At 70.1% G+C, this 19,272-nt stretch carries 17 protein-coding genes and 2 pseudogenes; 10 read left to right on the plus strand and 9 right to left on the minus strand.

All coding sequences use genetic code 11. The annotated features are described in order from the left end of the window. Positions 1-40: 40 nt before the first annotated feature. From GT755_RS19400 to GT755_RS19410, 3 genes are read right to left on the minus strand one after another with little or no spacing between them, the layout of a single operon-like run. Complete coding sequence (locus tag GT755_RS19400; protein ID WP_161481070.1) at positions 41-2,281, minus strand: hypothetical protein; 2,241 nt, start codon at positions 2,279-2,281, stop codon at positions 41-43. After that, positions 2,278-3,240 (minus strand): ATP-binding protein, encoded by a 963-nt coding sequence (locus GT755_RS19405; protein WP_161481071.1) that lies wholly within the window; start codon positions 3,238-3,240, stop codon positions 2,278-2,280. Before GT755_RS19405 ends, GT755_RS19400 begins: the two co-directional genes overlap by 4 nt. A gap of 4 nt (positions 3,241-3,244) precedes the next feature. After that, positions 3,245-4,639 carry a hypothetical protein gene (locus GT755_RS19410; protein WP_161481072.1) on the minus strand — a complete coding sequence of 465 codons (1,395 nt, stop codon included), beginning with the start codon at positions 4,637-4,639 and terminating at the stop codon, positions 3,245-3,247. A gap of 199 nt (positions 4,640-4,838) precedes the next feature. On the opposite strand from GT755_RS19410, the gene GT755_RS19415 reads away from it, so the two are divergent. Both GT755_RS19415 and GT755_RS19420 read left to right on the plus strand, forming a co-directional pair. Then, positions 4,839-6,197 (plus strand): DUF4407 domain-containing protein, encoded by a 1,359-nt coding sequence (locus tag GT755_RS19415; protein WP_161481073.1) that lies wholly within the window; start codon positions 4,839-4,841, stop codon positions 6,195-6,197. A gap of 7 nt (positions 6,198-6,204) precedes the next feature. Continuing rightward, positions 6,205-8,241 carry a protein kinase domain-containing protein gene (locus GT755_RS19420; RefSeq protein ID WP_161481074.1) on the plus strand — a complete coding sequence of 679 codons (2,037 nt, stop codon included), beginning with the start codon at positions 6,205-6,207 and terminating at the stop codon, positions 8,239-8,241. A 46-nt stretch (positions 8,242-8,287) separates the two neighbouring features. On the opposite strand, the gene GT755_RS19425 is transcribed toward GT755_RS19420, so the two are convergent. Continuing rightward, the gene (locus GT755_RS19425; protein ID WP_161481075.1) at positions 8,288-8,899 is read right to left on the minus strand and encodes a DUF4097 family beta strand repeat-containing protein; all 612 of its coding nucleotides are present in this window, start codon (positions 8,897-8,899) and stop codon (positions 8,288-8,290) included. Between the two features lie 233 nt (positions 8,900-9,132). Between GT755_RS19425 and GT755_RS41585 the strand changes: the two are divergent. Beyond that, positions 9,133-9,330: pseudogene (locus GT755_RS41585) on the plus strand (helix-turn-helix domain-containing protein); the annotation flags it as partial. A 120-nt stretch (positions 9,331-9,450) separates the two neighbouring features. Further along, a pseudogene (locus GT755_RS41590) lies at positions 9,451-9,870 on the plus strand (MarR family transcriptional regulator); the annotation flags it as partial. Here the strand turns inward: GT755_RS41590 and GT755_RS19435 are convergent. Further along, complete coding sequence (locus tag GT755_RS19435) at positions 9,853-10,152, minus strand: STAS domain-containing protein (RefSeq protein ID WP_161481077.1); 300 nt, start codon at positions 10,150-10,152, stop codon at positions 9,853-9,855. The pseudogene GT755_RS41590 and the gene GT755_RS19435 overlap by 18 nt on opposite strands. Positions 10,153-10,267: 115 nt before the next feature. Between GT755_RS19435 and GT755_RS19440 the strand changes: the two genes are divergently transcribed. Then, positions 10,268-10,486 (plus strand): hypervirulence associated TUDOR domain-containing protein, encoded by a 219-nt coding sequence (locus tag GT755_RS19440; RefSeq protein WP_030455011.1) that lies wholly within the window; start codon positions 10,268-10,270, stop codon positions 10,484-10,486. Beyond that, complete coding sequence (locus GT755_RS19445) at positions 10,473-10,799, plus strand: DUF3140 domain-containing protein (protein WP_161481078.1); 327 nt, start codon at positions 10,473-10,475, stop codon at positions 10,797-10,799. Before GT755_RS19440 ends, GT755_RS19445 begins: the two co-directional genes overlap by 14 nt. Here GT755_RS19445 and GT755_RS19450 read toward each other — a convergent pair. Continuing rightward, a complete protein-coding gene (locus GT755_RS19450; RefSeq protein ID WP_161481079.1) occupies positions 10,759-11,958 on the minus strand; it encodes a zinc-dependent alcohol dehydrogenase in 1,200 nt (399 codons plus the stop codon). The two genes, GT755_RS19445 and GT755_RS19450, sit on opposite strands and share 41 nt — an antisense overlap. A gap of 91 nt (positions 11,959-12,049) precedes the next feature. Here GT755_RS19450 and GT755_RS19455 point away from each other — a divergent pair, with 91 nt between their 5' ends. From GT755_RS19455 to GT755_RS19465, 3 genes are read left to right on the plus strand one after another with little or no spacing between them, the layout of a single operon-like run. Continuing rightward, the gene (locus GT755_RS19455) at positions 12,050-13,345 is read left to right on the plus strand and encodes an ABC transporter substrate-binding protein (protein WP_161481080.1); all 1,296 of its coding nucleotides are present in this window, start codon (positions 12,050-12,052) and stop codon (positions 13,343-13,345) included. Next, positions 13,342-14,229: a carbohydrate ABC transporter permease gene (locus GT755_RS19460; protein WP_202610209.1), complete on the plus strand. Its 888-nt coding sequence runs from the start codon at positions 13,342-13,344 to the stop codon at positions 14,227-14,229. The genes GT755_RS19455 and GT755_RS19460 overlap by 4 nt, the downstream gene beginning before the upstream one ends. Next, the gene (locus tag GT755_RS19465) at positions 14,226-15,044 is read left to right on the plus strand and encodes a carbohydrate ABC transporter permease (protein ID WP_161481081.1); all 819 of its coding nucleotides are present in this window, start codon (positions 14,226-14,228) and stop codon (positions 15,042-15,044) included. The genes GT755_RS19460 and GT755_RS19465 overlap by 4 nt, the downstream gene beginning before the upstream one ends. Here the strand turns inward: GT755_RS19465 and GT755_RS19470 are convergent. Genes GT755_RS19470 through GT755_RS19480 form a run of 3 tightly spaced genes read right to left on the minus strand, consistent with a single transcriptional unit; the run spans position 15,005 to position 18,453 of the window. Next, on the minus strand, positions 15,005-17,356 hold the full coding sequence (locus GT755_RS19470) for a molybdopterin-dependent oxidoreductase (RefSeq protein WP_235966859.1): 2,352 nt from the start codon (positions 17,354-17,356) through the stop codon (positions 15,005-15,007). The genes GT755_RS19465 and GT755_RS19470 overlap by 40 nt on opposite strands. Before the next feature lie 10 nt (positions 17,357-17,366). After that, complete coding sequence (locus tag GT755_RS19475) at positions 17,367-18,236, minus strand: glycosyltransferase family 2 protein (RefSeq protein WP_161481082.1); 870 nt, start codon at positions 18,234-18,236, stop codon at positions 17,367-17,369. A 22-nt stretch (positions 18,237-18,258) separates the two neighbouring features. Further along, a complete protein-coding gene (locus tag GT755_RS19480) occupies positions 18,259-18,453 on the minus strand; it encodes a DUF2795 domain-containing protein (protein ID WP_030455020.1) in 195 nt (64 codons plus the stop codon). Between the two features lie 365 nt (positions 18,454-18,818). Between GT755_RS19480 and GT755_RS19485 the strand changes: the two genes are divergently transcribed. Then, positions 18,819-19,268: a DUF4383 domain-containing protein gene (locus tag GT755_RS19485; RefSeq protein WP_161481083.1), complete on the plus strand. Its 450-nt coding sequence runs from the start codon at positions 18,819-18,821 to the stop codon at positions 19,266-19,268. Positions 19,269-19,272 lie beyond the last annotated feature (4 nt).

The raw sequence follows: 19,272 nt of genomic DNA on the forward strand, positions 1-19,272 counted from the left end.
GCGGAAGCCCTGCTCAGGGGAGTGGCGGCCGCCAGCTCGATCAGCGGTCGCGGGGGACGTAGGACGGCGTGCGCAGGAACACGAACAGTCCGATCACCATGAGCAGGATCGAGGCCACGAACAACAGGACACTGCCGGGAACCCCGCCGGCCTCGTCGTCGGAGATCGTCGCCATCGGCGGCGCCGAGACGGTCACCAGCGCGGGACTGGGGGGCATCAGCAGGTCGGCGGACTTCCGCGCCGACTCCTGGGGATCCATTCCGGCGGGTCCCGTCTGCCACTCCTCGACCAGTTGCGCGGAGACACCCGTCAGGCTCGCCTCGGCGCTGGGCGGCAGGTCCTTGCCGAGCACGTGGATCGTGCGCGACGGCAGCACCTCGTCCAGCAGGGGGGACCGCTCGAAGGTCAGCGGCAGGCCCGACGGCAGGACCGCCATGACGACGTCTCCCTTCTCGAGAGCGCCGACGATGTCCTTCTGCGACATCCGCGTCACCTTGAGGCGCGGGTAGGCGGCCTTCAGCCTGTCCTCGTCGGAGAAATCGGTGCGGACCGCGACGACGCCGTCGTCGGCGTTGAGCTCGTCCGGCAGGTCGTCCGCCTTGATCTTGTCCGCGTTGAAGATCAGCGTGTTGCGGACCGCGGGAGGGGTCAGCAGCACCTGGTAGCCGGGGTAGCTCGCCGTGCTGGCGGTGATCACGAGGTGGGGGCGGTCCCGGTTGAGATCGGTGAACTCCCGCACTTCCGAGTGGTAGTTCTGGTTACGCAACATCTGGGCGTAGATGTCGGCCAGATAGCGGTCGCTCTGTTCGGCGTGGACGGTGATCGACTGCCGGACCTCCGTGACGACGGGCGTCGCGGTGTCGACCGGCGGGGCCACGTCCTCCGGGCCCGCGAAGAGGCCGATCATGGAGTAGAAGAACAATCCCAGGCCGATCGCGAGCGCCGACCCGCTGACGACGTATTTCACGTTGCCGGGCAATATGCGCTGCAACCAGGATCTTTCGCCGCGCATCGCCCTGATGACGCTCTTGACCTGCTTCGGCGTGGCCGAGTTCCGCAACAACGCGTCGGCGATCTCCGTCCGGCAGGTGTCGGAGGTGAAGGCCGCCCTCGCCACCTCCGTGTAGCGAGGTTCCGGGTGCGGGAACGTGCCGAAGGGGGCCTCGAAGCAGTTGTGGTCGAGCATGGCGGACTGAAGGATCATCCGGTCCGCGCGGGTCTCGATGGCGTTGAGCAGCTCTCGGAGCCGGACGGCCACCTCCGAGTCCTGCGTCGCCATGCGGAGCGACCCGACCAGCCTGGTGATCGGCGGGCGTTCGGGCACGAGCAGCGGGGGCGGCTGCTTCGGAAGGGTGTCGCGTTCCCGGGGTTCCTCGGGGACGACCCGCGAGGCCCGTTCGGCGTCCGGCAGCGCGCAGTCCTCCAGCAGGTTGCGCGCCTTGAGACAGCCCGTCTCGTCGAACGAGATGGGGGAGGTCTTCTCCGCGAGCCGCTCCACGAGCTCCCGGGGCGGCACCCGGTGACCGCTCAGCAGGGCGGCGTACTCGCGGGCCAGCGGCTCGGCGGCGGGTATGGGCGCGCCCTGCCGCCACGTGACGACGTGGGTGCCCTCGGCGGCGTGCTTGGCGAACGACAACCTGATCTTGTGGCCCGCGGTCGCGCTGACCCAGGTGGCGGCGGTCAGCCGGGTGCGCATCCCGTAGGGGAGCAGCGCCGCCACCTCGTCGACGAACCGCAGGCGCTCGATCATCGGGACGCCGTCTGCGCCGAGCACGCACACGTGCTTGCCGGTCATCAGGAGCGCGGCGGCGCTGGTCGCGTCGCCGTAGAGCCCGTCGTCCGGGGGAAGGGGGGCGTGGGCGCGGACCGCGACGGTGGGGGGCCGGGTGTCGGCGAGGTCCTTGAAGGCGTCGTACAGGGCCTCGTAGCTGATCCGCTGTCCGGCGAGCCGGTCGTAGGGGATGTAGTACCAGCGGGTGCGGTAGATCTTTCGGTTGGTGCCGTCGCGATGGCCCGACCACTCGTTCTGCAGGGCGAGCACGACGTAGTAGGAGATCCCTTCGTCCGGCTGCCGGGTGGCGGCGAAGGCGATCGTCACCTGGGGCTGGTCGCCCGTGGCGCCGGTCGCGTAGCGGCTCCTGATCTCGTCGAAGATGCCGAGGCTGAGGCCGTCGCTGTGGCTCAGCACCTCGTAGTCGTTGTAGCTGCCCGGCGGTTTGCCCTCCAGCGCCCACTCGTAGTCGACGGTCACGTGGCGGACGGTCACGGGGCTGTCGGTCATCGCGACCGCCCCTGCCGGGACAGGCGCTCACCGAGCCACAACATCGGTTCCACCACGTTGATCGGATAGACGGGGCCCCGGATCCGCAGCGCGGCGTGGTCGGACTCGTCGGGGATCAGGTTCAGGTAGTCGTTCCAGTCGAACGTCTCGGTCTGCGGGTTGACGTAGAAGCCGATCGAGGAGGTCACGTAGAACTTGATGTGGCTCTCGTGGAAGAACTTGTCGAGTGAATTGATCACCATGTCGGCGGTGCCGGTGGCCGAGACCCGGGAGAGCTGGCCGAACAGGTCGCGCGCCTCGTCGCTGCCGACGCGCGGGAAACGGTGCCGGTCGTCCAGCTCGATCAGGCCGCGCTTCTGCGCGGTCTGCAGGACCCGGGGGTCGTCGAACTTGGTGATGCACACCGCGATGTGGTGGGGCAGTTTGCCGCCGATGAACTCGTTGCTCTCCAGCATCTTCTCGGCCAGCCGGTTCAGCGGGCCGTGGAGGTGGTCGTAGGCGTCGCCGACCTCGAACTCCCGGATCGGGTCGAAGAGGAACACGATGCCGCGGCTCTGGGTGAGGTTGGCCATCAGCTCCTCCTGCCGTTCCTCGGCGCCCCCTGTCGGGCCGCCGCGTTTGCCGGGGGCGAAGTGGCCGCCGGGCGCGTCGACCATGGTCAGCCCGATCGTGGTGGACGCGCGTTTCGACTGCCGCCGGAACAGGCTCCGCTGCGCCGGGCCGATCAGCGCCCACTGGAAGGTCTCCAGGGCGGTGCTGGCCTCGGGGAACTCCTTGCCCGAGGTCAGCGCGCTGGTCATCTCGGTCAGGTAGGCGGTGGACTCCGGGTTCTGCCCGATGATCTTCCAGTCGTCCTCGCGGCGGTTCAGCGCGATGGACAGCGCGGCCAGCAGTGTCGTCTTGCCACTACCGGGAGCGCCCCACATGGCGATGTGGTGGCGGGGCGATTCGGGCTGCATGGGTTCAGTACTCCACGTCGATCAGGGGGAACGGGACAGGGACGGCATCGGAGACGAGCCCGAGACCGGAGATGAGCCCTCGGATGTCGAGCGCGTCGAAGTTGGCCAGCGCCGCCGATCCGAGCTGCCGCCACACCCGCGGCAGCCGGTCTCCGTACTGGTAGTCGACGATCGCGCCGAAGACGACGTGCCGCGACTGCTCCAGGCGGATGGCGACGGCCCGCCAGTCGTGCCGGTGGGGGCAGGGCAGCACCCGGGAGGTGTCGAGTTTCGGCGGGTGCGGCGGCCGGTCGCCGATGGTGAGCAGCGCGACCGACGACGCCGGGTCGCGGGAGAGCCGGCGATCGACGGTGACCAGCATGTCCTCGACCTGGGCGGCGTGCGGATGGTAGGGGTAGCCCTGGGTGATCGCGCCGCGTTCCTCCAGCTCGTCGAGGGCGTCCTGGGCGGCGGCGACGTCGACCCGCCAGGCGCGCACCTCGACGGGGGAGTCCTTCACCGCCCGGTCGAACGAGTGGGCCCCGTACGCCACCACCGACACCGACAGGCCGGGCCGGCCCGACAACGTCGAGACCACCTGACGGGCCCGCCCCACCCGCTCGGCCACCTTCTCCTCGGCCCCGCAGACCTCGATCGCGCAGATGAGGTGTCCCGCGTCGGAGGGGCGCACGGGCAGCCGGGCCGGGATCTCGTCGATCAGCTCCGCCCAGCCCCGGTGGTCGTCGGTCAGCGGCGGCAGACCGCTGAATTGCACCCGGCCGGGCCGCCGGAGTTCGGCGGTGACGTTGTAGGTCCCGGGGTGGAGCGCCCCGGACGCCACCGACAGCAGCAGCGGCTCCTGCCCCTGCCAGGTGACCACTGCGAACGCGGTGCCGTTGGGGCCGCCCTGTTCGCAGTGGAGCGTCATCGTCATGGTCGCGCCGGGCCGGGCCTGCACCGGGAACAGCGGCACCGTCGCGAGTTCCAGGGTCCCGTCGGGACGGGGGCGTAAGACCACCAGGTCGTAGGAGCGGGTCAGCGGATCGTCGCGCAGCACCTCGGTGATCACCGCGGCGACGGAGGCGTCGACGCGCAGCGTCGGCGCGTCGGGACGGGCCGCCCGCAGCCACTCGAAGGCCTCGTCGGCCTGGGAGCCGCCCAGCGAGGAGCAGACGAGCAGCGTGTCGTCGCCGGGGTCGACGTCGGCCGCCCGGAGCAGGGCCGCGCGCTCCTGGCCGAGCTCGGTCCACGACGAGTGCCATCGGCGCCCGCGCGGCACCCCGTGGTCGTCACGGATGATCTTGAACGAGGTGAGCCCGTCGGCGGCCACCTCCACCACGCTCAGCCTGCCGCTCCCGGGGAGACCCGCCACGGCCTTGGCGAGCGCCTTACGAAGAAGATCGTTGTCGGGGTCGGGCACCGGGTGCGCCTCCGAGGGGTGTCGTCAATTGTGGAGTGTCGTTAACGGGGTCGGGACGGCGCCGTAAATAGGCGTCCCGATTACGCGAAGGTCCCGGTTTAAAGCGAAGTGCGATAATGCAGATAGGCTAGCGGGGGTTGGCCGTGACTGCGAGGATCTAGACCCAGCACAGAACGTGAGCTTCACGGGTGGGGAAAACATGAGGCGCTTTCTGATCGCGTTATCCGGGGCGCGGCCTGATGTCCTGGCACGGTGTAAAGGCGAGACCGCGAAATTCGAGGGCGTCGGCGGCGCGGTGCTGACCACGGCGGTGATCGCCGTGATCTCGATGTGTTTCGCCCTGGTGAGCGCCCTCGACGTCAGCGTCTGGCTGGCGGTGCCGACCGCGCTGGTCTGGGGCCTGATGATCCTGAGCCTCGACCGGTGGCTGGTCACCACGATGCGCAGCGACAGCCCGCGCCGTTTCGCGCTGGCGGTGCCGCGTCTTCTCATGGCCGTCCTGCTCGGGGCCGTCGTCTCGACGCCATTGGTACTGCAAATCTTCAAATCGGAAATTGACGCACAAATCGTAGAAATCAAGCAGCAGCGTGCCGAGGAGTTCGCGCGGGAGCAGAACCAGGGCACGATGGGCAAAAGCGTCGACGAGCTGCGCGCCGATGTGGCCCGGCTGCAGCAGGTGATTTCGTCCGGCGGAGACGTTCCGGTCGATCTCTCGCAGGACGCGAAGATCAAATCACTTCAGGCCGATCGGGCGACTGCGGAGAAACAGGCAGACAAGCACTACAAGGAATGGCAGTGCCAGCTCTACGGCGGCGCCGGCTGCACGAAGAAGGGCGACGGCCCCCTCGCGCAGAGCAGCAAGAAGGCCTACGACCGGAGCCAGGCGCGCATCGCCGACCTGAACCGGCAGATCGAGACCCGCAAAGAGGAGCTCACCGCCGCCGGCGCCGACGCGAAGGAGAGCCGGCTGGCCAGCGCCCGCGAGGCGCTCCCGAAGGCGCAGGAGCAGCTCGACCTCGCGGTGCAGCGCCAGTCCGACCTGCAGGCCGTCTTCGACGAGGAGAACCTCGTCACCGACGGACTGCTGATCCGGCTCCAGGCCCTCAACGAGGTCACCGGCAAGGACACCACCCTCAGCACCGCCCGGATCGTGCTGTTCCTGCTGTTCCTGCTGATCGAGTGCCTGCCGGTGACGATCAAGCTGATGATGCGGCCGGGCAACTACGAAAGGGTGCTCGCCCTCGCGGAGAAGGACGAATACCGCAAGGCCCGCAGCGCCTTCAACGAGGGAGGCCCTCAGGGCGAGGGCGGCGAACCCGACCCGGGCGGGTCGTGGAACGTGTGGGGCGTCTGGTCCCGGCCGTCCGACACGGGCGACAACTGGAGGTCGCCGGGCCCGCGTGGCCCCAACGGCACCACCGTGGAAGACCGCCCCGAACCCGTGGCCGGCATGCGCGACGACGACGCCCTGCGCCGGATGAACGACACCCGGGCCGCCCGCCTGTCCAGCATCGACCGCCCCGGCGGTGTGGAACTCCTGCCCGACGACGACCACTGACAGCGGGATGATCAAAGGTAGATACGAGCTGATCCGCCAGCTCGGCGCAGGTGGCATGGGCACCGTGTGGGTGGCCCGCGACACCATGCTCGGCCGGAAGGTGGCGCTCAAGCGCATCACCCTGTCCGGCCACAAGGAGGCCGTCGAGACCCAGCGCCAGCGCGCGCTGCGGGAGGCGAGGGCCGCCGCGTCGGTCCACCACCCGGCGGTGGTCCCCGTCCACGACTGGTTCCTCGACGACGACGGCACCCCGTGGATCGTGATGGCCTACATCGAGGGCGCCACGCTGGAAGAGTGGATGGAGCGCGGCCCGCTTACCGAACACGAGGTGGCCACGCTGGCCCGCCAGGTACTGGGCGGCCTGATGGCCGTCCACCGGGTGGGCGTGCTCCACCGTGACATCAAGCCCGCGAACATCGTGGTCACCCGCGACGGGCACGTGTGCCTGGTCGACTTCGGCATCGCCCGCATCGTCGGCGAGACCGGCGTGACCGCGACTGGCCTGCTCCTCGGGACGGTCGAATACATGGCCCCCGAACGGGTCAACGACCGCGCCCAGTCCCCGGCGGCCGACCTGTGGTCGTTCGGCGTGACCTTCATCCACGCCCTGGAGGGCCACTCGCCGTTCCGGCGCAGCACCTTCCCCGCCACCTTCATGGCCATTTTGAACGACCCCCTGCCGCCCCCGCGCCGCCCCGGTCCCCTGTACGACGCCCTGACGGCCGTGCTGCCCAAGGATCCGGGGCGCCGCGTCTCCGCCGAAACACTGGCCGCCCGGCTCGACAGGATCCTCGCCCCGCAGCTTCCCGCATATGGCCGGCGCGGCCGGGCGGCCTCCGGGCGATCGGACGGGGACGCGCGGGGCGGCTCGGGCCGGCCCGCGCAGCCGGACCCTCGTGCGCAGGGCGCGCCGAGGCGGTCTGACCCTCAGGCCCAGCGTGGTTCGGCCGATCCCGGCCGATCGGCTCCCGGCCCGGGTGCGCCTGTACAGCCGGACCCTCGTGCGCGGGGCGAGTCCGCTGCGGCCAGGCGACCGGAGCCTCAGGAACAGGGCGGCCGGGCGGCCTCCGGGCGATCGGACCCTGGCGCGCAGGGCGGCTCGGGCGGGTCGGCACAGCCAGGGCCTCGTGCGCAGGGCGAGGAAGGGGCGTTCAGGCAGCCAGGCCTTGAGGCTCAGCACGCTCAGGCGGGTCCCGGGCGATCGCATCCTGGCCTGAGGGATGGTTCGGGCGCGCCTGAGCAGCTGAGGTCTTACTCGCAGGGCGAGAAAGGGGCGTTCAAGGAGCCGGGCCCCGAAGCTCAGGGCGGCCGATCGGGCTCTGGCGCGCGGGGTGGCTCGGGGGCCGGGCAGCCGGGGTCTCGTGCGCAGGGCGAGTCTGGCGCTTCCAGGCAGTCGGACCCTCAAGCGCAGCGTGGCTCCGCCGCGCCCAGGCAGTCGGAGTCTCGTGCGCAACGAGATCCGGGCACGCCCAGGCAGTCCGGGCCTCGTGCCCAACGAGATCCGGGTGCGCCCGGGCAGGCTGGTCCTTCCCCGCGCCGTGGTCCGGTCCCGCGCGGAGAGGCCGTCCCCCCTGGGCGAGGTGGTCGCCGCGACCCCGCCGCCGACGGGCCGCCCGTGTCCGTCAAGAGGATGGAACCGCGGGGAGCGGCCGAGGCACTCGACGACCTGGTGACGACTCGCCCCCACGACGTGGCCGCGACCCTGAAAGCCCTGCCGGCTGAGCGGGCCGGGCGCATTCTGGGCCTCATGCGCCCGGATGGTGCGGCGGCGGTGCTGGGGATCCTGCCCCCCGACCAGGGCGTGCGTCTTCTCTTGCACACGGGTGAGCGCACGGCCGGGGCGTTGCTCGGTGTGCTCGGCGTCACCGTGGCGGCGACGCGCCTCCTTGAGGGCATGACTCTGGCCCGGGCCTGTGACGTGCTGGAGCATGTGCCGCCGGCCGTGACCGCCGGCCTGCTCAAGGCGTCGTCGGACGGCCGGTCGGGCCGCCTGCTCAAGGGCCTCAGCCCCGCGACCAAGGCCAAGATCGCCGAGACCGGCTGATCGGTGCCCGTGGCCTCGGTTCGGGCAGCCCGGGGTCCTGAGCGGTTCAGTTGCCGCGGACGACGATGTCGCCGTACGACGTGACCGCCCGGATGTCGACCGTGAGGTTCCCGTCGAACTTCTGCCGGAGGTCGCGCAGGGTGCCGTGACCCGTGGTCGCCTCGAGCCCCGCCGAGACGCCCGCCGCGACGCCGACCTCGATCGTCCCGGCGCTGGTCTTCAGGTCGAGCAGGCCGCTGACGGCCTCGGCGACGCGGATGTCGCCTTGGGCGGTGTCGGCGATGACGGGCCCGTCGACGGTGCCGAGGGAGATGTCGCCCTTGGCGGTCTGGATCCGGCCGCCGGCGAGGCGGCCCTCGGTCCGGAAGTCGGTGGCCATGCCGCTGCCCTCGATCGCCGACCCGGCGGGCAGCTCGACGGTCACCTCGACCGAGCCGCTCCTGCCGAACTTGGGACCATCGGGCGCCCTGACCTCCAGGACACCGCCGGTGAACGCGACGGTGGTCTGCTCGGCCGCCTTGGCGTCGACCGCGCCGCCGGGGTTGCTCGGCCGGACGTTCACGACGGTGTCGGCGCGGTCGCCGGCGACGATCCGGACGAGACCCATCGGGACGGTGATCTGGGCGGTGACGGCCTGGGGGGTGTCGAACTTCTGCATGGTGTGCTCCGTGGGCGTTCGCTGTGTTTCTGACATTGGAAAGGCTAAGTTGCGTTCGCGTATCCTTCAACTGGCTCGTTGCATAAAATGAGCATCTACGCATGTCACAGTGCTGAAATCATTGCAATGGTTCTGTGCCTGAATGCAATGCGACGCCATCTCGTGTTGCAATGACCTGGTGTGAAGGTCATAATCGGCAACGGCGGATGCGGTCGAGGGAAGGGGCGGGCCGGATGCCCGGAGGAAGACTCAGTCAGCAGGAGCGTCAGCAGATCGCCGCAGGGCTCGCCGACGGGCTGGCCTACGCAGAGATCGCCCGGGGGTTGGGCCGGCCCACGTCGACCGTCACCCGTGAGGTCATGCGCAACGGCGGGCCGACCGCCTACCGTGCCGAGATGGCCCACCGGGCCACCGAACGCCGCGCCCACCGCCGCAGGCGGTCACCCGCCGGCGCTCCGGCGGCGGCGCCCGACGCCTACGGGCGTGATCCCGAGGCCGTCCGCGACTTCGAGGAGGCGTTCACGACCTCGTTCGTCGAGTCGGGGCTGCCGCGCATGATGTCGCGCATCCTGGCCTGCCTCTACGTCAGCGACAGCGGCGGGATGACAGCGGCCGAACTGGTCCGCCGGCTCCAGGTCAGCCCGGCCTCCGTGTCCAAGTCCATCGCCTTCCTGGAAGGCCGGGCCCTCGTCCGGCGTGAACGTCGGGACGACCGCCGCGAGCGCTACGTCGTCGACCTCGACCTCTGGTATCAGTCGATGCTGGCCAGCGCCCGCGCGAACGACCGCGTCGTCGTGGCGGCGCGCCAAGGGGTCGAGGTGATGGGGCGGGACACTCCGGCGGGGCAACGGCTGGAGTCGGTGGCCCGCTTCATGGACCACGTCACCAACGATCTGATCCGCTCGACCCTGCAGTGGCGGCCGATCCTCTTCCCCGACAACGCCGGGAAACTGTCAGACGGCGTCGAGTGACAACCCGATGACGTCGAGGACATGGGCGACCCGTTCGCTGGGTTTCTCGAAGACGAGGTCGTGGCCCCGGTCGCGGACGGTCGCGCGGGCGCGCATCAGGCCGAAGATGCCGGTCGAGTCCATGAAGTCGACGTCGGCGAGGTTCACCCTCAGGCGACTGCGGCCCTCCACCATCAGCAGGAGGAAGTCGTAGAGGTCGAAGATCGATGTTATGTCGATGTCGCCGCCCACGTGGACGACGATCGCGGCGTCGCGTTTTCGTACGCTGAGCCGGAGGTTCATCTCTGGTCCCGGGTCAGACGACCATCAGCGTCCTGGTGTGCTGGTAAACGCCGCATACCCCCGCAAAACGCCCGCAAACCTGCGTTGATCACAGAGGGCGGGGTAGGGCGCACACATGACTAAAAAGGACGAACCATCCAAAGGTGACGAAGTCACGTGGAAGAGCCACGGTCAGACCGTCCACGGCAAGGTCGAGAAGAAGATCACCAAGCGGACCGAGGAGTCGGGCCGCACGGTCGACGCCTCGCCGGACGAGCCGCAGTACCGCGTGCGCAGCGACAAGAGCGGGCGGACCGCCGTACACAAGCCGGAGGCGCTCGATGACGACGGGTGATGAGGACTTCGACGGAGCCGTCAACATGACGGCCGCCGAACTGGAGAAGTGGCTCGGCACCGACGAGTCCAAGAGCGTCGGCCAGAAGACCGGCGGCGGCGAGTCGACCGGCCACGAGTCGGGCCGCAAGATCGTCGCGATCCTGCGCAAGCGCAAGGGCGAGCTCACCGACGCCGACCGGGCGCACATGCGCAAGGTGACCGGCTACGTCCGCCGCCACCTGGCCCAGCGCCCGAGCGGCGACGTCAGCGGCACGCCGTGGCGCTACTCGCTCATGAACTGGGGGCACGACCCGGAGAAAGCACGATCTTGATCGCCCCGTCGCGCTTCTTCTGGAACGTCTCGTACGCCTGCGGCGCCTGTTCCAGCGGGAGCCTGTGGGTGGTCAGGTCCATGACACCGAGCGGGTCGGACTCGTCGGTGACCAGGGGCATCAGGTCGTCGATCCAGCGTTTGACGTGAGCCTGGCCCATGCGCAGCGTGATGCCCTTGTCGAACAGCTTGAGCATGGGCATCGGGTCGCTCATGCCGGCGTACACGCCGGAGATCGAGACGGTGCCGCCGCGGCGGACCGCGTCGAAGGCGGTGTAGAGCGCGCTCAGGCGGTCGACGCCGGCCGTCGACATGAGCGGGGCGGCGAGCTTGCCGGGCAGGAGGGTGGTCATGGTCTGGGCGGCCTTGGCCACGGGCGAGCCGTGCGCCTCCATGCCGACCGCGTCGATCACCGAGTCGGCGCCGCGCCCGCCCGTCATGTCGAGGATCCGTGCCTGCACGTTGCCGGCCTCGGAGGCGTCGACGGTCTCGACGCCGTGGCGGCGGGCCATCTCCAGCCGCTCGGGCACGCCGTCGACGCCGATCACACGATGGCCGAGGTGGCGGGCGATGCGGGCGCACATCTGGCCGATCGGGCCGAGGCCGAGCACCGCCACCGAACCGCCCTCGGGCACGTCGGCGAAGGCGACCGCCTGCCAGGCCGTGGGCAGCACGTCCGAGAGGAAGAGGAACCGCTCGTCGGGCGGGCCCTCGGGCACCTTGATCGGGCCGAACTGGGCCTGCGGCACCCGCAGATACTCGGCCTGGCCGCCGGGGACCTGGCCGTAGAGCTTGGTGTAGCCGAACAGGGCGGCGCCCTTGCCCTGCTCGCGGACCTGGGTGGTCTCGCACTGGGCGTACAGCCGCTGGTCGCAGGTGTGGCAGTGGCCGCAGGAGATGTTGAACGGGATCACCACGCGGTCGCCCGGTTCGATGTGGGTGACCTCGGGGCCGACCTCCTCGACGACGCCCATGGGCTCGTGGCCCAGGATGTCGCCCTCCTCGATGAACGGGCCGAACAGTTCGTACAGGTGCAGGTCGGAGCCGCAGATCGCAGTCGAGGTGACCTTGATGATCGCGTCGTTCGGCTCCTTGATCGCCGGGTCGGGGACCTCGTCGACGCGGACGTCGCGCTTGCCGTGCCAGGTGACTGCCTTCATGATCTGCTCCCTTGGATTCGGAACCCCCTTTATTCGCCGTGCCCCCCTTCGAAAACCGCTAACGGATCGAATCCCGGGTAGTGCGGGGCGCATGAAGCGACTGGCCGTTCTCCTGCTGGTCGCGATCTCCGCCTGTGGTGGGGTGGGGTCGTCCACCTCCGGCTTCACCACCATGGGGTTCGGCCTGCCCGACGAGATCGCGACCACCCGTGTGGACGCCTTCAAGAAGGCCCACCCCGACATCCCGGTGACGATCAACCAGGGGCAGTTCGACGAGCAGGCGTTCCTGTCGTCGGTCGCCTCCGGCAACCCGGCCGACGTGGTCTACCTGCCCCGCGAGAAGATCGGCGGGTACGCCGCCCGGGGCGCCCTCCAGCCCATCGGCGGCTGCATCGGCGAACAGGCCATCCCGACCGGCGACTACTACCCGGCGGCGGCCGCCCAGGTCCAGCTCCAGGGCCAGTGGTACGGCATCCCCGAGTTCTACAACTCCGTCGTCCTGGTCGTGAACGACAAGGCGGCGAAGGACGCCGGCGTCGACCCGGCGAAGATCGACACCAGCGACTGGGACGCCCTGGCCGACCTGGCCGCGAAGATGACCAAGACGTCCGGCGGCACCATCGAACGGCTCGGCCTCCACCCCAAGCTGCCCGAGTTCCTCCCTCTCTGGGCCAAGGCCAACGGCGCCGACCTGCTCAGCGCCGACGGCACGACGCCCCACCTCGACGACCCGAAGGTCGCCGAGGCACTGGAGTACGCCGCGAAGCTGATCGCAGACCAGGGCGGCTGGAAGCGGGTGAAGGCCTTCGCCGACACCTTCGACTACTTCGGCGCGGGCAACCCCTTCGCCAAGGACCAGCTCGGCATGCTGCTCACCGAGCAGTTCGTCGTGGCGGCCATGGCGGGCGTCGACCCCGACGCGGAGATCACCGTCCTGCCGTTCCTGGGCCGCGACGGCCAGCCGGTCAACAGCGTCGGCGGCAACGCCTGGGCGGTGCCCAAGGGGGCCAAGAACCCCGAAGCGGCCTGCGTGTGGATGAAGGAGATGACCTCCACCGAGACGTGGATCGCGGCGGCCCGGGCCCGCCAGGCCAAACGGTCGGCCGAGGGCAAGGTCAACATCGGCACGTACACGGGGAACATGAAGGCCGACGACGTGATCTTCAGGGAGATCGTCAAGCCGTCGGGCCGCCGCGCCTACGACGACGCCGTCACGGTGATCCGCTCGGTGCAGCAGGCCGGTTTCACCGTCCCGCCGTCGCGGGCCGCGGCCGAGTTCACCACCGCCTACCAGCAGGCGGCGACCCGGGTCCTCCAGGGCGCCCAGCCGGCCGCCGACTCGCTCCGTCAGGCGCAGGCCGAGGCGGTCAAGGCGCTGGGCCCGTGAGGACGGGGGAGACGCGGTGGGCGTACACGTTCCTGCTGCCCTGGATCATCGGGCTGGTGCTGTTCCAGGCCGGGCCGATGATCGCCAGCGCGGTGCTCTCGTTCACCGACTACGACCTCATCGGGGCACCCGAGTTCGTCGGGCTCGACAACTACGCCGCCCTGGCCGCCGACCCGAGGGTGGCCCGCGCCATCGAGAACACGCTGCTCTACACCGTGATCCACGTGCCGCTGGCCTGCGTGCTCGCGCTCGGGCTGGCGCTGCTGCTCAACCAGGTCACCGGCCGGGCCGCCGGGGTGTTCCGCACGGTCTTCTACCTGCCGTCGATGACCCCCACCGTGGCGGTCGGGGTGCTGTTCCTGTTCCTGCTGAACGGCCAGGCCGGGCTGCTCAACGAGGTGCTGGGCGTGTTCGGGATCGAGGGCCCGCAGTGGACGAGCGATCCCGACTGGATGTTGCCCGGCATCGTGATCATGTCGCTGTGGAACCTGGGCGCGAGCACGATCGTGTTGTTCGCGGCGCTGCGCAACGTGCCGCGTGAGCTGACCGAGGCCGCCATGATCGACGGCGCGGGCAGTTGGCAGCGGTTCCGGCACATCACCCTGCCGATGATCAGTGCCGCGCTGTTCTTCGTGGTGATCGTCGACACGATCGCCGCGCTGCAGATGTTCGACCAGGTCTACACGATGTACTTCGGCACCTCGCAGGCCCAGCAGACCACCGGGGACGCCGCCCTGTTCTACGTCGTCTACCTGTTCCAGCAGGGCTTCCAGTACCTCCACATGGGCTACGCCTCCGCGCTGGCCTGGTTGCTGTTCGCCGTGATCGCCGTGATCACGTTCATTCAGATCAAGGTCGGTGACCGTCTGGTGCACTACGAATGACCGCCCGCCGGATCTTCCCCCTGATGCTCCTGGGCGCGGCCTCGGCGATCTTCCTCTACCCGTTCGTCTGGCTGGTCTTCGCCTCGCTGCGCCCGCGCGACCTCACCTTCTCCGGGCAACTGCCGATCCCGTTCCGCCCGCAGAGCTACGCCGATGTGTGGGACGCCGCGCCCATGCTGACGTGGCTGCTCAACTCGGTCGTCGTCGGCGTCGCGGCGGCCCTGGCGGTGACGGTGTCGAGCGCGTTCGTGGCCTTCGGGTTCGCCTACTTCCGGTTCCCCGGCCGGGGGGTCATGTTCGCGAGCGTGCTCGGCACGATGATGCTCCCGGCGGCGGTGACGCTGGTGCCGACGTACCTGATCTGGAACTCCGTCGGGCTGACCGGCACGCAGGTGCCGCTGTGGGCGGGCAACCTGTTCGGCTCGGCCTTCTACATCTTCCTGCTCCGCCAGTTCATGCTCGGCCTGCCCCGCTACGTCTTCGAGGCGGCGCGGGTCGACGGGGCGTCATACTTGGGGCTGTTCTGGAAGATCGCGGTGCCGCTGTCGCGCCCGGCGCTGATCATCGCGTTCATCTTCGAGCTCAAGGCGAGCTGGTTCGACCTGATGAAGCCGCTGATCTACCTCCAGGACGCCGAGCTGTTCACCCTGCCGCGCGGGTTGAAGGCCGTGGTCGACCAGTTCTACCAGGGCGGCGACCCGAAATGGGAGATCGTGCTAGCGGCAAGCGTGGTGACCACGCTGCCGCTGATCGTGGTCTTCTTCTTCGGGCAGCGCTACTTCCTCCAGGGCATCGCCACCACCGGCCGCCGGTGAGGCCTCAGCTCACCAGCGCCTGGGTCGCCGAGTCCTTCAGCCGGGCGTTGGCCCAGCGGAGCTGGCGGAGCGTGTCCGGGTGGCACCGCTGGGCGAGCGACAGCAGATCGGCCCGCCGCGCGCCCTGGGCGGCCTGGGCCAGCAGCTCCCAGTCGGCCGACACCCCGGCCGCCAGCCGGTAGAGATAACGGAAGTCGGCCAGCAGCAGCACCGAGGGCTCCCGGTGGCCGAGCCACTCGGCGTCGGCGGCGGACAACTCCGCCCAGACCTCCGGGGCGGCCGCCTGGAGTTCGGGCGTCCGGCCGGTCTTGGTGCGTGTGGAACTGGTAGAGCGAGCGGCCGGTGGTCAACCAGAACGGGAAGTCGTCGCCGGGCGACTCGTGCGGGGCGACGTACTCGGCCGCCCGGATGACCGCCCTGCCCTCGGGGTTCAGCGCGCGGTAGTCGGTGGCCTCGAACGGGGCGCCGGTGATCAGGTCGCGGCCGTAGGTCTCGCAGTAGTCGGGATCGGCCGGGAACTCGCCGCCCGCGTAGAGCCGCTCCGTGCCGTCGGGCCGCTCGTCGGTGCAGGGCCACTGCACGCCGCCCGCGCGGAGCCTCTCGTACGTCAGCCCGCTGTAGTCGCACGGGCGGCCCCGGGAGCACTCCTTCCAGGCCTCGAACGCGCCCTCGGGGTCGTGCCACTTGACCAGGGGCGCGCCGTCACGGTCGGTCAGGTCGAGCCGGGCGGCGAACTCGACCAGGATGTCCAGGTCCGATCGGGCCACCCCGGGAGGCTCGACGGCCTGCTCCGACAGGTGGACGGTCCGGTCGGTGTTGGTGAAGGCGCCGGTCTTCTCGCCCCAGGCGGCGGCCGGGAGCACCACGTCGGCCAGGTCGGTGGTCTCGGTCGGGAAGAGGTCCTGGACGACCAGGAACAGGTCCTCCCTGGAAAGGATCTCCCGGATGCGGCGCAGCTCCGGCAGCGAGACGGCGGGGTTGGTGCCGATGACGTACAGGAACCTGATCGAGCCCTCCTCCGCGTAGCGGAAGATCTGCATGGCGTGGGTCGGCGGCGAGTAGCTCGGGATGTCCAGCGGTTCGATGTTCCAGATCCGCGCCAGGTCGGCGACGTGCGCGGGGTTCGACCAGTTCCGGAAGCCGGGCAGGTCGCCGTCGGCGCCGCACTCGCGGTTGTTCTGCGCAGTCGGCTGGCCGTTCATCTGGAGCACGCCGCAACCGGGCCGGCCGAGCATGCCGCGCACCAAATGGACGTTGTTGACCTGCACCGCCGCGGCGGTGGCCTGGTTGGCCTGGTAGAAGCCCTGCAGCACGGTCGACAGCAGCCGCTCGGCGGTGCCGATCAGCTCGGCGGCCCGGCGCAGGTCGTCTTCGGGCACCTCGCAGATCAGCGCGGCCTTCTCCAGCGGGTAGTCGGAGACCACGCGCCGCAGCTCGTCGAAGCCGACCGTGTGGGCGTCGATGTAGGCCTGGTCGATCCACCCGTTCTCGATGATCTCGTGCAGCAGGCCGTTCATCAGGGCCACGTTGCTGCCCGGCCGGTTGGCCAGGTGGAGGGTCGCGGCCTCGGCGACGGGCGTCGTCCGGGGATCGACGCAGATCACGGCCGGGGGACGGGGCCCGGCCAGCCGGTCGAGGATGCGGCTCCACGTGACGGTCTGGGTGGCGGCCATGTTGTGGCCGTAGAGGCAGATGACGTCGGCGTGGTCGATGTCGGCGTAACTGCCCGGCTGGCCGTCGCAGCCGAACGACTCCTTCAGGGCCGCCGCCGCGGTCGCGGTACACAGGCGGGTGTTGCCGTCGACGTGGTTGGTGCCCAGGCCGCCGTGGGCGATCAGGCCGAGGGTGTAGTACTCCTCCAGGAAGAGCTGGCCGCTCGTGTAGAAGGCGAGCGCGCTCGGCCCCTGCTCGTCGAGCAGCTCCCGCACCCGGCCGGTCACCCGGCCCAGCGCGGTGTCCCAGCTCGCCTCGACCAGACGGCCGTTCTCCCTGACCAGCGGCCTGGTGAGGCGGTCGGGGGAGTTGTTGGCCTGCCAGCCGAACAGGTCCTTCGGATCGACCCGGCCGTGGTTGACCCGGTCGCCGGCCCGGCCCCGGACCCCGGCGATGCGGCCGTCCTTGACCGCGATCTCCAGGCCGTCGCCGTTGCTGTGCAGGACCGCGGCGCTCGGCACCCAGAAGTCGACGTCGCCGGGTTCCAGCCCGTCGGCCAGGTGACAGTCGACCCGCACCGGCCACGGTTCGCCCGGACCGTAGGGGGTGCGGGCTCCCCACGGGTCGGCGATCCGGCCGGTCGTCATTCGATTGCGCATGTCAGTCGCCTCACCTGTCATGTCTCTTGTGCGGATCGAGGGCGTCCAGGGACCGGCGGGCCGTCTCCACCCGCGAGGGCAGGGTGCGGCGCCGGGCCAGGGCGCGCGGCAGCCGCGTGACGGCCTCGCCCAGCCCCCGCCACCCCGCCGGGCCCGTGTGCGCCATCGTCAGGGCGGCGCGGGCCACGACCGCCCAGGGCCGCCGCAGCACGGCGGTGAGCAGGGCGTTGCGGCCCACGAGGATCTGCCGCCGGAGGGGGTCGCGGACCGGAGAGGGGTGGTGGTGGGCCACCACCTCCTCGACGTAGGACAACCCCCAGCCGGCCGCGGCGAGGTCCAGGGCGAGCCGCTCCTCCTCGCCCATGAAGAAGATCACGTCGTCGAAGCCGTCGGCGGCCAGGAACGCGTTCCGCCGCACCATCGCGCCGCACGCGAGGAACCCCAGAACGCTGGGGCCCGGAAGATCGGGTGCGCGCGGCAGCGGTGACCGGGCCATCTCCGCGCAGACCGGGTCGACGACCTCGCCGGACCCGACCAGCACCCGGGCCGCGAGCACGGCCAGGCGCGGAGAGGCGTCCATGAGGTCGGCGCCCCGCGTCAGCGCGCCCGGCTCCCACCACGAGTCGTCGTCGGCGAAGGCGACGTAGGGCGTGGTGGCGAGCCGCACCCCGATGTTGCGGGCGCCGGCGCCGAGGTTCTCGCCCGCTTCGACGAGCCGATGGTGCGGGAAGCGGGCCCGGATCATGGCGGCGCTGCCGTCGGTCGAGCCGTTGTCGACCACGATGACGGGCGAACCGTGGTGGGGGAGCGAGCGCTCCAGTTCGGCACGACGGTCACGGGTGACCACGACCACCGTCACCCGCGCGTCGTCGACTGTCATCGCCGCTCCCCCGGACCTGAGGTCAGCCCTCGCTCACGGCCTTGCTCACCGCGTTGGGCCCGTCGTACTCCCGATCGGGAATGGACTGCAGCGCCTTGACGGTCGTGTCGTCGGCTCCATGGGAGCGGGCCGCGTCGACCAGATCGCCGCGCCGGGCCGGATAGTCGACACCCGACAGGTCCTTCTGCAACTGGATCGGATTCGGTTTCGCCGCCATCTCCTTCTCCTTCCTCCACTGGGGACCGCCGGGTTCAGCGGTCCACGCGCAGGCTGGGCACCGGGTGCGGTACTCGTGTCCCGACTTCACGGCGTCTGACCAGCTCCGCCGCCAGGCGCAGGTGTTCCAGCTCCATGTTCAGGTGGAGCTCCAAAACGGAAGCACCTTTCGGTGATCGCTCATGAATCGGCTCCGGCTCCGCCGGTCCAGCCGATGAAGGGGGCGCATTGTTCGGCCCGTTGCGAAGCTACCCGGGGTCTCCTGGGTGCTAACGCGTCGTTTGCGATGGGTTCAGCCGGGTATGGCGGGTTGTCAGCACAACAGTCGCGCTGCCGAGCACTTCCTGTCTGTCCACAGGAGAGCTCATGAGGACTCATACGCCATCCCGGACCACGTCCCCGCTCCGACAGGCCGCGTTGATACTCGGCGTGGTGTTCCTGCTGGTGGGGATCCTCGGCTTCATTCCCGGCATCACCACCAACTACGACACGATGCAGTTCGCCGGCCACCACTCGCAGGCGATGCTGCTCGGCGTCTTCCAGGTGTCGGTCCTGCACAACATCGTCCACCTGCTGTTCGGCGTCTGGGGCCTGGCGGCCTACCGGACCTGGAACGCCTCCCGCGCCTTCCTCGTCGGCGGCGGGGTGATCTATCTGCTCCTGTTCCTGTACGGTCTGCTGATCGACCGCGCGAGCGGCGCCAACTTCGTCCCGCTCAACACGGCCGACAACTGGCTGCACCTGGCTCTGGGCGTCGTCATGATCGCCCTCGGCCTGGGCCTGTCCCGGCCGTCACTGGCCGGAAACCGGACGTGAGCTC

It is taken from the genome of Herbidospora solisilvae (genome assembly GCF_009901565.1).
Taxonomy (GTDB): Bacteria; Actinomycetota; Actinomycetes; order Streptosporangiales; family Streptosporangiaceae; genus Herbidospora; species Herbidospora solisilvae.

What these genes read in the sequence shown, in the direction of transcription:
- GT755_RS19425 (WP_161481075.1), bottom strand. Translation starts at nt 8,899, where the DNA reads ATGCAGAAGTTCGACACCCCCCAGGCCGTCACCGCCCAGATCACCGTC.
- GT755_RS19450 (WP_161481079.1), bottom strand. Translation starts at nt 11,958, where the DNA reads ATGAAGGCAGTCACCTGGCACGGCAAGCGCGACGTCCGCGTCGACGAG.
- GT755_RS19455 (WP_161481080.1), top strand. Translation starts at nt 12,050, where the DNA reads ATGAAGCGACTGGCCGTTCTCCTGCTGGTCGCGATCTCCGCCTGTGGT.
- GT755_RS19440 (WP_030455011.1), top strand. Translation starts at nt 10,268, where the DNA reads ATGACTAAAAAGGACGAACCATCCAAAGGTGACGAAGTCACGTGGAAG.
- GT755_RS19470 (WP_235966859.1), bottom strand. Translation starts at nt 17,356, where the DNA reads ATGCGCAATCGAATGACGACCGGCCGGATCGCCGACCCGTGGGGAGCC.
- GT755_RS19465 (WP_161481081.1), top strand. Translation starts at nt 14,226, where the DNA reads ATGACCGCCCGCCGGATCTTCCCCCTGATGCTCCTGGGCGCGGCCTCG.
- GT755_RS19400 (WP_161481070.1), bottom strand. Translation starts at nt 2,281, where the DNA reads ATGACCGACAGCCCCGTGACCGTCCGCCACGTGACCGTCGACTACGAG.
- GT755_RS19475 (WP_161481082.1), bottom strand. Translation starts at nt 18,236, where the DNA reads ATGACAGTCGACGACGCGCGGGTGACGGTGGTCGTGGTCACCCGTGAC.
- GT755_RS19435 (WP_161481077.1), bottom strand. Translation starts at nt 10,152, where the DNA reads ATGAACCTCCGGCTCAGCGTACGAAAACGCGACGCCGCGATCGTCGTC.
- GT755_RS19480 (WP_030455020.1), bottom strand. Translation starts at nt 18,453, where the DNA reads ATGGCGGCGAAACCGAATCCGATCCAGTTGCAGAAGGACCTGTCGGGT.
- GT755_RS19415 (WP_161481073.1), top strand. Translation starts at nt 4,839, where the DNA reads ATGAGGCGCTTTCTGATCGCGTTATCCGGGGCGCGGCCTGATGTCCTG.
- GT755_RS19420 (WP_161481074.1), top strand. Translation starts at nt 6,205, where the DNA reads ATGATCAAAGGTAGATACGAGCTGATCCGCCAGCTCGGCGCAGGTGGC.
- GT755_RS19485 (WP_161481083.1), top strand. Translation starts at nt 18,819, where the DNA reads ATGAGGACTCATACGCCATCCCGGACCACGTCCCCGCTCCGACAGGCC.
- GT755_RS19405 (WP_161481071.1), bottom strand. Translation starts at nt 3,240, where the DNA reads ATGCAGCCCGAATCGCCCCGCCACCACATCGCCATGTGGGGCGCTCCC.
- GT755_RS19445 (WP_161481078.1), top strand. Translation starts at nt 10,473, where the DNA reads ATGACGACGGGTGATGAGGACTTCGACGGAGCCGTCAACATGACGGCC.